10 protein-coding genes are annotated in these 13,045 nt (G+C 70.2%); 3 read left to right on the forward strand and 7 right to left on the reverse strand.

Translation table 11 applies throughout. From position 1 onward, the window contains the following. Both AB5G72_RS17645 and AB5G72_RS17650 read right to left on the reverse strand, forming a co-directional pair. Entirely contained in the window at positions 1-2,583 is a 2,583-nt protein-coding gene (locus tag AB5G72_RS17645) for a YbdK family carboxylate-amine ligase (protein ID WP_440220570.1), read from the reverse strand. Between the two features lie 73 nt (positions 2,584-2,656). Continuing rightward, complete coding sequence (locus AB5G72_RS17650) at positions 2,657-3,457, reverse strand: crotonase/enoyl-CoA hydratase family protein (protein ID WP_440220571.1); 801 nt, start codon at positions 3,455-3,457, stop codon at positions 2,657-2,659. 501 nt (positions 3,458-3,958) lie between these two features. Between AB5G72_RS17650 and AB5G72_RS17655 the strand changes: the two genes are divergently transcribed. Continuing rightward, the gene (locus tag AB5G72_RS17655; RefSeq protein ID WP_440220572.1) at positions 3,959-4,669 is read left to right on the forward strand and encodes a GntR family transcriptional regulator; all 711 of its coding nucleotides are present in this window, start codon (positions 3,959-3,961) and stop codon (positions 4,667-4,669) included. A 253-nt stretch (positions 4,670-4,922) separates the two neighbouring features. Here AB5G72_RS17655 and fadD5 read toward each other — a convergent pair whose 3' ends face one another. The 5 genes from fadD5 to AB5G72_RS17680 all read right to left on the reverse strand — a co-directional run bounded on the left by fadD5 (position 4,923) and on the right by AB5G72_RS17680 (position 11,245). Further along, positions 4,923-6,515, reverse strand: coding sequence for a fatty-acid--CoA ligase FadD5 (gene fadD5 / locus AB5G72_RS17660; protein WP_440220573.1), 1,593 nt, complete (start codon positions 6,513-6,515; stop codon positions 4,923-4,925). 59 nt (positions 6,516-6,574) lie between these two features. Next, positions 6,575-7,366 carry an enoyl-CoA hydratase-related protein gene (locus tag AB5G72_RS17665; RefSeq protein ID WP_096906367.1) on the reverse strand — a complete coding sequence of 264 codons (792 nt, stop codon included), beginning with the start codon at positions 7,364-7,366 and terminating at the stop codon, positions 6,575-6,577. Continuing rightward, positions 7,363-8,349: an NAD(P)H-dependent flavin oxidoreductase gene (locus AB5G72_RS17670; protein WP_174705796.1), complete on the reverse strand. Its 987-nt coding sequence runs from the start codon at positions 8,347-8,349 to the stop codon at positions 7,363-7,365. The genes AB5G72_RS17665 and AB5G72_RS17670 overlap by 4 nt, the downstream gene beginning before the upstream one ends. 313 nt (positions 8,350-8,662) lie before the next feature. After that, positions 8,663-9,742, reverse strand: a complete 1,080-nt coding sequence (locus AB5G72_RS17675) for an oxygenase MpaB family protein (RefSeq protein WP_185952083.1) — start codon at positions 9,740-9,742, stop codon at positions 8,663-8,665. Positions 9,743-9,748: 6 nt separating this feature from the next. Beyond that, positions 9,749-11,245 (reverse strand): aldehyde dehydrogenase family protein, encoded by a 1,497-nt coding sequence (locus tag AB5G72_RS17680; protein WP_440220574.1) that lies wholly within the window; start codon positions 11,243-11,245, stop codon positions 9,749-9,751. Between the two features lie 134 nt (positions 11,246-11,379). On the opposite strand from AB5G72_RS17680, the gene AB5G72_RS17685 reads away from it, so the two are divergent. Together AB5G72_RS17685 and AB5G72_RS17690 are read left to right on the forward strand one after the other, a co-directional pair. After that, a complete protein-coding gene (locus tag AB5G72_RS17685) occupies positions 11,380-12,522 on the forward strand; it encodes an acyl-CoA dehydrogenase family protein (protein ID WP_440220575.1) in 1,143 nt (380 codons plus the stop codon). Beyond that, complete coding sequence (locus tag AB5G72_RS17690; protein WP_440220576.1) at positions 12,519-13,022, forward strand: DUF4334 domain-containing protein; 504 nt, start codon at positions 12,519-12,521, stop codon at positions 13,020-13,022. Before AB5G72_RS17685 ends, AB5G72_RS17690 begins: the two co-directional genes overlap by 4 nt. The last annotated feature ends 23 nt before the right edge of the window (positions 13,023-13,045 follow it).

Genomic DNA, 13,045 nt, shown 5'->3' on the forward strand with positions numbered 1-13,045 from the left:
TCACCGCATGATCCACGTGTCCTTGCCGCCGCCGCCCCGCGAGGAGTTGACGATCATCGATCCCGCCGGCGCGACCCGGGTGAGCCCGGCCGGGACCGCGTGCGCGGTGGTCCTGCCCCCTTCGCGTCGGACGTGGGCGAACGCGCGGAGGTCCACGTGCCGGCGCTGCATCCGGGTCCCGTCGAAGGTCGGCAACGTGGACAGGGGCACGACCTCCTGGGCGATGAACCCCTCCGGCCGGGTGAGCAGGTCCTCCCGGCGGGCGGCCAGCTCCGCCTCCGAGCACTCCGGCCCGATGGTGATCCCGAGTCCGCCGTACCCGTCGATCGGCTTGACCACCAGCTCGCCGAGGCGGTCCAACACGAGGTCCCGCTGCGTCCGGTCGGCACACAGGTAGGTGGGGACCTGCTCGAGGATCGGGGTCTCCCCCAGGTAGAAGTCGATCATGGCGGGGACGGAGGCGTAGACGGCCTTGTCGTCGGCCACCCCGTTGCCGAGGGCGTTGGCGATGGTCAGGCGTCCGGCCCCGAGCGCGTCGAGCAGCCCGTCGCGCAGCGGGATGCCGTCGTCGCCCGGCGAGCTGAGGAGCATGTCCTCGTCTATCCGGGCGTACATGACGTCCACCCGGTGCAGATCGCGGCCCGCGCGATGGTGCAGCACCCCGTCCCGGAAGGTGAGCCGGTCGGGCGTGACCAGCGGCAGTCCGGTGCGCTGCGCGATGAGTCGGTGCTCGAACCAGGCCGAGTCGGTCGGCCCGGAGGAGACGACCGCGAGCTGCGGCTCGTCCCCGGCGGCCGGCGGCGCGGCCGCCTCGAGCGTCTCGCGGATCATGCCGAACGCTTCGTCCGGCGCGTGGAGATCGAACCCGCCCGTGAGGTCGCCGAACAGGGAGGTGGTCATCTGTCGCAGGGCGTGGGAGAAGGCGATCCCGGAGGGCACCCGGACGTTGTCCTCCAGCACGAACCACGTGCCGTCGTCCCCGCACACCAGGTCGATCCCGCAGATGTGCGCCCGCGTCCGACCCGGCCGCTGTACGCGTCCCGTGCTGCGGTGACCGGGGGCGCGGTCCAGGGACTCGGGTGTCATGTGCCCCGCGCGCACGAACTCGCGCTGGCCGTAGATGTCGTCGAGGAAGGCGTCCAGGGCGCGGGCGCGCTGCTCGGTGCCGGCGGCCAGCATCCGCCACACCTCGGGCGAGATGATGCGGGGTACGAAGTCCATCGGGAACGCCTGGGGCCGCTCCTGTCCGGTGACCCGGAACGTCACCCCGGCCACCGAGGCCTCCTGCTCCGCCGTCACCTGTCGCGACCGGAGCCGCACGGTGCCCGTCCGGTCCAGGGCCGACATCACGGGAGCGTAGGCCTCACGGGGGGCACCCCCCTCCTCGACCGCCTCGTCCCAGCTCGGGTCGGCGTCGAGGCCCTCGATCGGTTCGTACACGCCGAACAGTCGGGAGTGGGCGTCGGGGACCGCCGACCGGGGACCGCTGATCCCGGCGGTCTCCGCCGCGAGCAGGTCGACCACGTCGTGGGGGTGCCCCCGTCGGCGTAGGGCCTGGCGCTGCCGGAACGCACTGCTGCCGTTGTAGAGCGCGTTGTCGAGCAGGGTACGCACGGTGTCGAGGTCGCCCGAGCGGCTCAACTCGGCGGTCAGGGACTCCGCCAGGTCGGAGACGACATCGGTGGCGGGGCGGGCCCGGAAGGTGGCGGGGTCCACGAGATCACCCTCGAGGCCCGACCTGGCCGCGCGCCACAGGGCCGCCCGGAGCCTCGTCTCGGCGGGGGCCGCCGACTCGGCGCCGTCCGCGACAGCGGCCGCCTCGCGCTCGACGAGGGCCCGGAACAGGGCGGCGGCCAGGACGGTGGCGTCGGCGGAGGGGCAGGCGTCGCCCACCTGTAGCTCCACGGACCGCCGGTCGGCCCCGGGCTGCACGCCGAAGCCCACCATCGACGCATCGACGACCACCCCGCTGGCCACGAGGTCGGCCACCAGCTCGTCGTACTCGGCCGCCGAGCACACGCCCGCCACGGGCGCCGCCGTGGGCCACTGCGAGGCCGCCACCGAGCGGCAACTCGCGTAGCCGGAGTCCGACCCGTCCCGCAGGAAGGGCGAGCTCGCCGTGAGCGCGAGGAACACCGGTAGGTACGGCGCGATCCGGCAGGACACCGCGACCGCCTCGTCGGCGCCGTGGGCCTCGACCCGGATGCGTACACCGCAGTAGATCTGGTCCCGGGCCAGGTATTCGTAGTCGGCCAGGAGTCGACGCGTCCTCGGGGTCTCGTCGACGAGGACGGATCCGGGGGGCACGAGCGGGACGGCCCCGGCGGCGACCACCGCCAGTCCGAGCTCGGCCCCCGCCCCGTTGAGCCGCGCCCGCTCGGCGCGGAGGGCCGACCGCAACTCCGTCGCGGACCGGGCAGGGGCGGTCGCGGCGCGGATGACGCAGTTGCGCAGTTCCTCTCCCGCGCCACCTCCACCCCGCAGGGCCAGCAACTCCGCCGCCCGGGGCGTCAACTCCCTGCTCGCGGTGTCGAGGACGTGCAGGTCCTCTTCGACGACTATCGACCTCACCACTGCCTCCATAAAGGAAATGTAGGGCCGTGGGGCGGGGGTCACATCCGGTCGGGTTGTGGGATGGGTCTCATCGGATCCGGGTTCAGCGCGCCTTCCACACCGGCGCACGCTTCTCCGCGAACGCCCTCGGGCCCTCCGCCGCGTCCTCGGAGGTCATGACGGTGATCATCTCCGTGTCATTGACCCTCCACTGGTCGACCTCCGCCGGACGCCCGCCGTCGGTGATGCCGAGCGCGACCCGCTTGGTCCCCTGGACCGCCAGCGGCGCGTTGGCGGCGATGGTCCCGGCGAGCTCGAGCGCGGTGTCGAGCAGCCGGTCGGCCGGGACGACCCGGTTGATCAGGTGCAGGTCGAGCGCCCGCCCGGCGGTGATCGGCTCGCCGGTGAGCATCATCTCCATGGCCACCCGGTGGGGCAGCTGGGCCGGCAGTCGGAACGCGCCACCGGCGGCGGCGATGAGCCCGCGCCGCACCTCCGGCAGCCCGAACACCGCGTGGTCGGCGGCCACCACGAGGTCGCAGGCCAGGGCGATCTCGCAGCCCCCGCCCAGTGCGGTGCCGTTGACCGCGGCGATCACGGGGACCGAGACGTACTGCTGCATCATCCCCGCGAATCCCCACTGCCGGTTCTCGGCCGGGAAGATGTCCTCACCCCGGGAGATGGCCTTGAGGTCGGCGCCCGCACAGAACGACCGCTCTCCCGCGCCGGTGATCACCACGACCCGGATCTCGGGATCGGTGTCCGCCTCGTGCAGCGCGTTGCCCAGCAGCGTGCTGACCTCGCCGTTGACGGCGTTGCGGGCCTCCGGGCGGTCGAGGGTGACGAGTAGGACGTGGTCCCGGCGCTCGGTACGGACGGCGGGACGGTTCTCGGTGGACGTCATGGGCCCAGTCTCGCCCGGCTGTGGCCGCCCCGAAGCCCCTCCGCGCTATTCGGCCCTCTCCGCAGGAAGGTTCGTGCGGATGTCCGCGCATCGCACGCTCGAGTGGCACGGCCGACGTCGCTGCGCGTAAACGCATCCTTCCCCTCGGCCGGTCCCGGTGCGGGGCGGGCCCAGGCGCCCCGCCGGTCGGGCACCGTGCCCCGCCGGTCGGGCTCCATGTCGCGGGTCGGGGGCGCCACTCGCGGGTCGCCGACGGTCGCCGCGGGGCCACCGCCGGACTGTCGCCGATTCCGACCCGCGCTGCAGCGCCCCGAGGAGACGGGCCGGTCAAGGATTGTCATAACTAAAACGAAGGCGAGCGAGAGATGTTTCACGTGAACCCTTCTCGGCGGTGGGTGGATACCCCGCCCCCGGCGAGGTAGTGTGAGCCACTACAAATATATTTGATCTAGATCATCGGTCTCGGCGCTCCGGGTGGGTGCCCTTCTCTCGTGGAATGAGGTGTCGGACGTGGCCCCCACACGACTCGGCCAGCGCCCGCAGCTCTCCGAGGAGGTCGCCGACCACGTGCGGACTCGGATCATGAGCGGCGATGTCCGCCCGGGGTCCTTCATCCGGCTCGACGAGACCGCCTCCGCACTCGGGGTGAGCGTGACCCCGGTCCGGGAGGCACTACTCACCCTGCGCGGCGAGGGCCTCGTCGATCTGGTGCCGCGGCGCGGCTACCTGGTCTCGCCGATGAGCCGCCAGGACATCGAGGACATCTTCTGGCTCCAAGCGGAACTCTCCAAGCGCATCGTCGACCGGGCCATCACCCGCTACGACGCGGAAACTCTCGAGTTCCACGGTCGTCTGATCGACGAGTTCGAGAAGGCATCCGCGTCAGATGACACCGACGGCGTGGTGCACGCCCAGTACGCGATCCACCGGTGCCTCAACCGGGCTTCCCGCTCGGACAAGCTGTCCCGGTTCCTGTCCAACGCCGCCCGCTACATGCCCTACCGGCTGTACGCGGACGACCCCGAGTGGCGTGCGGGCGCACTGACGGACAACCGCCGCATGCTCGAGGCGCTGCGTGACGGCGACGTCGAGACGGCCCACGAAGTGGTGGACGCCGAGTTCACCGGTGGCGCGAGTCTGCTCATCGCCCATCTCGAGCGAGCGGGCGTGTGGGACGACGAGCGCGCACCGGAACTCGACCCCGAGCACTGAGTCCCACTTCAGTGATCGGTCCATCCGCACTCTCCACCTCAGATCGGTTTGAACAGGATGCGGTAGGTGGCCGTCCGAACCGTCCGGGGGAGTTCGTCGGGCCGCGTGCGAACTCCACGGGATTCCGAGTTCATCCCGGAACGGTCGCTGCAGGAAGCCGGTGGTCGCGCACCTGTGGATCCGGCCCGACGATAGAGCTGGTGAGCACTTCCCTGCTCTCCCGGAGTGGTCGGACGGGAGCCGTGACACCAGCTCAGACGCCCACGGTGCCGTGCTCGGAACGCAGTGTGCCCTTGACGACCTTGCCGCTGGCGTTGCGGGGGAGTTCGTCGACGTGGACCAGATGCTTGGGGAGCTTGAAGCCGGCGAGCTTACCCCGCAGCCACTCGCTGAGCTCCTCGAGGGTGAGATCGGCAACGCCGTCCTCCGCGTTCTGGGCGACCACTGCGACGGGGACCTCGCCCCACCTGTCGTCCTTGCGGCCGATCACCGCGACCTCGCGGATCCTCGGGTGCCCGGCGATGATGTTCTCCACCTCGGCGCAGTAGATGTTCTCGCCTCCGGAGATGATCATGTCCTTCTTGCGGTCCACCACGTAGACGAAGCCCTCGTCGTCGATGCGGACGAGGTCGCCGGAGTGGAACCACCCGCCCTCGAAGGCCTCCGCCGTCTCCTTGGGCTTGTTCCAGTAGCCGGACATGGTGGTGGGACCGCGGTAGACGATCTCGCCGACCTCACCCGGGCCGACGGGCTCGCCGAAGGCGTCGACGACGCGGGCCTGGAGGGTGGGGATGACCTTGCCGACGGAGCCGATCTTGCGGATCGCGTCATCGCCGTTGAGGGCACAGGTGATGGGGCTCATCTCGGTCTGGCCGAACACCGCGCAGTTCAGGGCGTCCGGGAAGGTCTCGGCCATGGCGCGCAGGATCGTGTCGGTGGACGGGGCCGCGCCCCAGGAGATGTTGCGCAGCACCAGGCTGCGCGGGCGGGCCTGCTGCTCGGCACAGACGGCCTGCCACTGCACGGGGACGAGGAAGATGCTGGTGATCTGCTCGGCCTCGAGGGTGTCCAGGACCGCTGCGGGGTCGAAGGCCTGCAGCGGGTGGACCACCGTGACGCCGCCGAGCTGGAGGCTCGGCGCGATCGAGCCGAGCGCCGCGATGTGGAACATCGGGGCGGCGCACAGTGCGCGCCCGTCCTCGTCGAACAGTCGGAACACCCGGATGCAGGTCAGGGACTGCGCCGTGAGGTTCTCGTAGGAGAGCATCGCGCCCTTGGGGCGGCCCGTGGTGCCCGAGGTGTACATGATGAGCGCGGTGGAGTCCTCGGGGACGTCGACGGGCTCGTGCGGCTGGCCCTCCTCCGCGATCGCGTCCGCGTACGTGGTCTGGTCGGGCGTCCCCGATTCACCGCCGATGACGATGTGGTGGCCCGGCTCCTCGCCCTGGGCGCGGATCGCGCCGACGAGCGGGGCGAGCATCGCGTCGGTGATGACGACCTTCGGCGTGCAATCGCTGACCAGGTAGGCGAGCTCGCCGGGGGTGAGACGGAAGTTCACCGGGACCGCGACGGCACCCAGCTCGTTGATGCCCAGGACCGCCTCGACGAACTCCGGGTTGTTGAGCGTGATGAGCATGACCCGATCGCCCCTGCCCACACCGCGGCGGGCCAACGCGTCGGCGAAGCGGGTGCTGCGATCGTGCAGCTGGGACCACGTGGTGGTCTGGCCGAGGAAACGCAGCGCCTCGGCGTCGGGCTGCATCTCGGCGTGGGTGGCGACCCACGTGTTCCAGTTGTTGCGGCGGGCCGCGTGGAGTTCGGCGATGGGATCCGTGGCGGTGGTCATGATCTCGGCCTTTCGTCGGGCGGTGGGTGACGGGAGGGGCAGGTGACAGGAGGGACGGTTCAGGAGAAGTTCGGGCGCCGTTTCTCGAGGATCGAGGACACGCCCTCGGCGAAGTCGGGGGAGATCAGCAGCTCGCACTGGCCCTCGTGTTCCCTGGCCAGGGCCGCGTCCAGCTCGGCGAGCGTGGCCCCGGTGACGGCCCTCTTGGTCAGTTCCAGGGCGCGGCGCGGACCCCGGGCCAGTCGGCGGGCGAGCTTCGCGGCGGCGGGCTCGAGGTCCGCGGTCGGGTGGACCTCCATGGCCAGTCCGACGTCGTGGGCCTCCGCGGCGGAGACGGCGTCGCCACGCAGCAGCATGCGCGAGGCGATCGACCGTCCGACGGCCGCGGGCAGCAGCACGCTGGCGCCGCCGTCGGGCATGAGTCCGATGTTGGTGAACGCGAACAGTAGGTAGGCGTCCTCCGACATGAGGACGAGGTCGGAGGCCAGCGCGAGCGAGACGCCCACCCCGGCCGCCGGGCCGGTGACGGCGGCGATTACCGGGACCGGGACCGTGAGGACCGCGCGGACCAGTGCGGCGGCCCCGGCCATGGTCGCGTCGGGGCTGGGCGCGTCCGCGCCGGCGTCCTTGATCGCCTGCAGGTCAGCTCCGGTGGTGAACGCCCCGCCCTCCCCTGAAAGCACGATGACCCGGGTGCCCGGATCGCTGCCGTGTTCGATGATGAGCTCGGTCAGCGCGGTGACGGTGGGGTGGTCGAGCGCGTTCATCCGGTCGGGCCGGTTGATACTGATCGTGGTCACGCCCAGGTCGTCATGGTCGACCTTGATGGCGTCACGTCCGGTCGCGGTCATCGGACCGTCTCCCCCGCCTCGACCATCCCGGCCAGCCTGCCGGTGATGATCTCCTCAGCCTCGGCCATCATCCGGTCGACGAGCTCCGCCGCGGTGGGCACGTCGTGGATCAGACCCTGACACTGGCCGGCGCTCCAGATGCCCGCGTCCAGGTCGCCGTCCTCGAAGACCTTGCGTCCGCGGGCTCCGGCGACGAGGTGCTGGATGTCGGAGAACTCGGCACCCTCGGCCTCTTTCGACACGACCTCGGCGGAGACGGCGTTGGCGGCCACCCGCGCGGTGTTGTGCAGTGTCCGGAAGATCAGCTTCGTGTCGAGCTCGGTGTTGGCCACGATCTGTTGTTTGACCTGCTCGGCCACCGGCGACTCGGCCGTGCACATGAAGCGGGTGCCCATGTTGGCGCCGTCGGCTCCCAGCGCCAGTGCTGCCACCATGCCGCGGGCGTCGGCGATCCCGCCGGAGGCGAGGATCGGGATGGACAGCCTCGCCGCCGCGGCAGGGATGAGCACCAGGCCGGGGACGTCGTCCTCCCCCGGGTGGCCCGCGCACTCGAAGCCGTCGATCGATACCGCGTCCACACCGAGCTGCTCGGCCTTGATCGCGTGGCGGACCGAGGTGCACTTGTGGATCACCTTGATGCCGGCCTCGTGGAACACCGGTAGGTGGTCCTTGGGATTGGACCCGGCCGTCTCGACGATCTTCACGCCCGACTCGACGATCGCCTGCCGGTACTCGGCGTACGGGGGCGGAGAGATCGCGGGAAGGATCGTGAGGTTGACGCCGAACGGCTGGTCGGTCATCTCCCGGCAGCGCGCGATCTCCTTGACCAGGTCCTCGGGCGTGGGTTGGGTGAGTCCGGTGATGATCCCCAGCGCGCCGGCCTCGGACACAGCGGCGGCGAGTTCGGCGCGGCCGACCCACATCATGCCGCCCTGGACGATGGGATGACGGACGCCGAACTCCTCGGTGAATCGGGTGCGGATCACGGCTGGACCTCCTCGTAGGTGCCACCGGAGGTGGCCTCAGGACTTGGCATGGGCGACTGATCCCTTCTGCAACCGACCGCGATGACGTCGTCCCTCCAGAACGACCATGAATCCGATCACATATATGTGTAAGTGTCGCTACGCGATGCCCACTGTAGCCGGTGTTGTCAAGATCACACCGTGTTCCACCTAACCCGGAAAGCGCACCCATGTGCCCCTCACGCCCTCGTGGGTCACGCACCCTCTCCGGGCATCGGGTTCGGCGTCCCGACGTGCGGAAATCGCGGGGCGCGGCGGCGGTTCCGCCGGGTTAGGCGGCTCCGGTGGAGCCGGCGGCTGGAGCGTGCACGACCGGGCAGGCGACCACCCGGTCGCGCGGCTGGATGGGGCAGGCCCCCAGGTCGGCGGGACGGTAACCCTCCGGGTATCCCGGGTACGTCCGGTTCTCGGTCCCACGGGACCCGAGCTCGCGGCGGCGGACCGGCAGCCACCGCACCACCTTCGACCGCATCCGCAGCGCCGCGTAGGCGGCCTCGCGGAACGCCGGAGGTTGCCACGGGAAGCCGAAGGCGCGGGTCATGTCGTCGTCGATCAGCGCCTGCACGACCTTGCGGACCACCGGCCGGGCCGGCTCCGGGTACCAGGAACACATGAGATCGAGCGTGTACGTCCCGATGAGCTCGTTGGTCCGGGCGTAGCGCATGGTGCGCGCCTCGTAGTCGTCCCGCCAGCGCCGGAACTCCCCGATGCCCTGCGGGATCCCCTTGATCTTCATCCGCTCCCCGACTGCGCGGTAGAAGTGGAACGCCGCGAGCCGTTCGTTCGGATGCAGACGCCGCCAGCCGTTCGCATCGATCCACTCGAGCGGTTCGTAGATGAACGTCGACAACACATAGAGCATGTCGTCATTGGTGATCTCGTACATCGCGTGTTGGCGGTTGATCACCCGCAGCGCCTCCTTGCCGCGGGGCGAGTCGTACCCGTGCTCGACCAGCTCCACCATGAGCAGCGCGGTGTCGTCGTACCGCTTCTGCGGGTGATCGCGGAAGTTGCCCGCCTGCTCCAGGACCGCCGACACCGAAGGGATGCAGTAGGTCCGGTACAGCGCCAGCTCGAGCGCCCGCTGATAGTCCCACGGGAACTCGTACGCGGAGGTGATGCGGTGGATCTCCGCCGCGTCCGCCACCGGATCGAGAGTCGCGATGAGATCACGCCAGTACCAGCGCCCGGGCTTGAACGGGACCCCTGCCGTGAGCGGGTGGTCGACGGCGGCGTCGGCGACGAGGTCGGCCGGGATCGGTCCGAACACCCCGGGCACGGCGGACCGCTCGGTGGCCGCGGCCCTCGTCGTCGTCGTCATCTCCTCGGTTCTCTCGGAGGTGGCGGTCATCTCACCTCACATCCTTCCCTGGACGTTCGCGAGCATCCACTTGACGATCTTGATGTCACGCGGCTTGCGGGTCATGGTCATGAGGTTCAGCGGGGCCGCGAACTTCTGTGCGGTGATGGCCTTGGGGCGGGCGAACTCGCGTAACCCGTCGGCGCCGTGGATACGGCCGAAGCCCGAGTCACCCGAACCGCCGAACGGCAACGCCGGGATCCCGGCGAACGCGAGGAACGAGTTGACCGACACCATGCCCACGTCCAACTTCTCCGCGAGGGCCAGCCCCCGCTTCTTGTTGCCGGTGAAGATCGAACCGCCGAGGCCGTAGCTGCTGGCGTTCGCCTTCTCGATCGCCTCCTCCAGGTCCGCGACAGGGTTGATCACGACGGTGGGGCCGAAGGTCTCCTCGGTGATCGCGGACGAGTTCTCGGGGACGTCGACGAGGACGACCGGCTCGATGATCTTCTCGCCGACCGAGTCCTCGCCGCCGAGTACGGCCCTGCCGCCCTTGGCGATCGCGTCCTTGACGTGCCTGCGGACGATGTCGACCTGCGCCGGCAGCGTCATGGGCCCGTAGCTGGAGGAGATCGAGTTGCCCGGGGTGAGCGCGCGGACCTTGGCCGTGAACTTCTGGACGAACGCGTCGTGGACGTCCGAGTGGACGTAGATCCGCTCCACGCCCGCGCAGGTCTGGCCCGCGTTGCCCATGGCGCCGAAGACCGCCTGGTCGGCGGCCGCGTCGAGATCCGCGTCCGAGTCGACGAGCAGGGCGTCCTTGCCACCGCCCTCGATGACGACCGGCGTGAGCGTCTCCGCGCAGGCGGCCATGACCTTCCGGCCCGTCGCGGCGGAGCCGGTGAACGCGAGCTTGTCGACGCCCGCCCTGCACAACGCCGCGCCCGTCGAGCCGTCGCCGGTGATCGTCTGGATGAGCGGCTGGGAGGCGCCCAGGGAATCCCACACCTCCGCCAGCCACACGCCCACACCCGGCGTGAGCTCGCTGGGCTTGAACACCACCGCGTTGCCCGCGGCCATGGCGTAGGACAGCGTGCCCATCGGGGTGAACGCGGGGTAGTTCCACGGGCCGATCGCGCCGACCACGCCGTAGGGCTGATATTCCACGTAGGCGGCCTGGTTGCTCATGAGCAGCCCGGCCGAGACGGAGCGCCGTCGCAGGACCTTGTCCGCGTTCTTGGCCGCCCACTCCAGATGGCTGACGGTGAGCATGACCTCGAGGGTCGCGTCCTCGTCCGGCTTCCCGGTCTCGGCGGAGATCAGGGACGCCAACTCCTCGGCCCTGGACGAGATCGCCCGCTTGTACTCCAGCAGCCACTCACGGCGACCCCGCGGACCCTGGTTCGCCCACCAGCGGGCCGCGGCACGCGCACGCTCCACGGCGAGGGCGACCTCCTCGGGACCGGCGATGGGGTACTCCGCGAGGACGGTGCCGTCGCGGGGGTCCAGGCTCGCGAACGTGGGGCCGGTCTTGCTGGGCTCGGTGGTCGTCATCTGAGGTCCTCTCGTTTCCGATCACATATATTTGATGTAGCGTGCCGTGATACGGGCCACAGTAGTCCAGTGTGCACCCAACCGACACCCCGTGACAGATACCGGGACAACCACACAGAAAAACGAGGCGAGAAGTGTTCGACATCCTCACCGAAGAGCAGCGTGACTTCGCCAAGTCGATCGATGACTTCTGCGCGCGCGAGGTCGGCGGCGTCGAGAAGCGACGCGAGCTCACCACCGAGGGCGGCACCCACTCGCCGCACATCTACTCCAAGATGGCCGAGCTCGGATGGTTGGGGCTGACCGTCCCCGAGGAGTACGGCGGCTCCGACGCCGGTGCCGTCGAACTGTGCCTCCTGCTCGAGCACTCCCTGCGCGGCCTCGCCCCGATCGGCGGCATCGGCCCCACCCTCATCACGGCCGCCGCGTACCAGAAGTTCGGGACCGAGGAGCAGCGTAAACGCGCGCTCGAGCTGGTCGTGAACGGCGGGACCCTGTCCATCTCGATGTCCGAGCCCGGCGCCGGGTCCGACGTCGCCGCCCTGCGCTGCAAGGCCGAGCGCGACGGCGACAACTGGGTGATCAACGGGCAGAAGACCTGGTGTTCCAACGCCCACTTCGCCGACCGCATCCTGCTCGTCGCCCGCACCGACTCGTCGGGCAAGAAGCACGAAGGCATCACGATGTTCGACGTGCCCGCGGACATCGAGGGCCTGCAGATCACCGGGATCGAGACCATGGGCGGCAAGGAGGTCAACGACCTCTACTTCACCGACGTCCGCCTGCCCGCCGACTCCGTGATCGGAGAGGTCGGCGGCGGCTGGGCGCAGCTCATGACCGGGCTCAATACCGAGCGCCTCATCCTCGCCGCCATGCAGCTCGGCGTGGCCCAGCGGGCGTTCGACGACTGCCTGACCTTCATCAAGGAGCGCGAGCAGTTCGGCCGCCCCGTCGGCTCCTTCCAGGTGCTCCGCCACCGTATGGCCGACCTCGCCACCGAGATCGAGGCCACGCGCCTGCTCGTCTACGCGGTCGCCAGGAAGGTCGACGAGGCCGACCCCACGGCCCTGTTCCCCCGCGAGGCCTCCATGGCCAAGCTCAAGGCGTCCGAGCTGAGCAAGCGGGTCACGCTCGAGTGCATGCAGTCCATGGGCGGATACGGGTACGCCACCGAGTACGGGATGGAACGTCTGGTCCGCCAGGCGGTGGTCTCCACCATCTACGGCGGCACCAACGAGGTCCAGCGGGACATCATCGGCAAGACGCTCGGCCTGTGAGCACCGCCGGGGCGGCCGGCAGCGCCGGGACCGCGGGCGCCGCCGCGCGCGAGTTCGAGCTCATCCTCGCGCTCGACACGGTCCCCTCGGACCGCGTCTCCGCGCTGTGGGACTCCCTCGAGCCCGCGCGGGTCGACGACATCGCGGGCAGCCGCTGGAAGGGCACCGGCCTGGACACCGGGCACCCCATGTTCGGCATGCTCGGGCAGATGCGCTGGTGGGGCAAGGACTTCACCGAGGCCCGCAAGGTGGACCCGATCCTCGTCACCGACGACTCCGGTGAGGTCGTGCCGGACACCTCGGCGACCGGCGGGGGCGGGGCGTCCCTGTGGGAGGTCTCCTTTCGCGGCCGCCCGACCGCCTCCATGGTGTACGACCGCCTGCCGGTGATCGACCACTTCGCCGTCGTCGGACCCGACACCCTCCTCGCGGTGATGAACGGGCGAGGCACCGTGCACGAGGGCGAGCACTTCTGGTTCGTCCTGGAGCGCGAGCGCTGAGACGCACGGGCCGGGTGCGCGGG

It is taken from the genome of Dietzia sp. MNB45 (assembly GCF_051994785.1).
Taxonomy (GTDB): Bacteria; Actinomycetota; Actinomycetes; order Mycobacteriales; family Mycobacteriaceae; genus Dietzia; species Dietzia kunjamensis.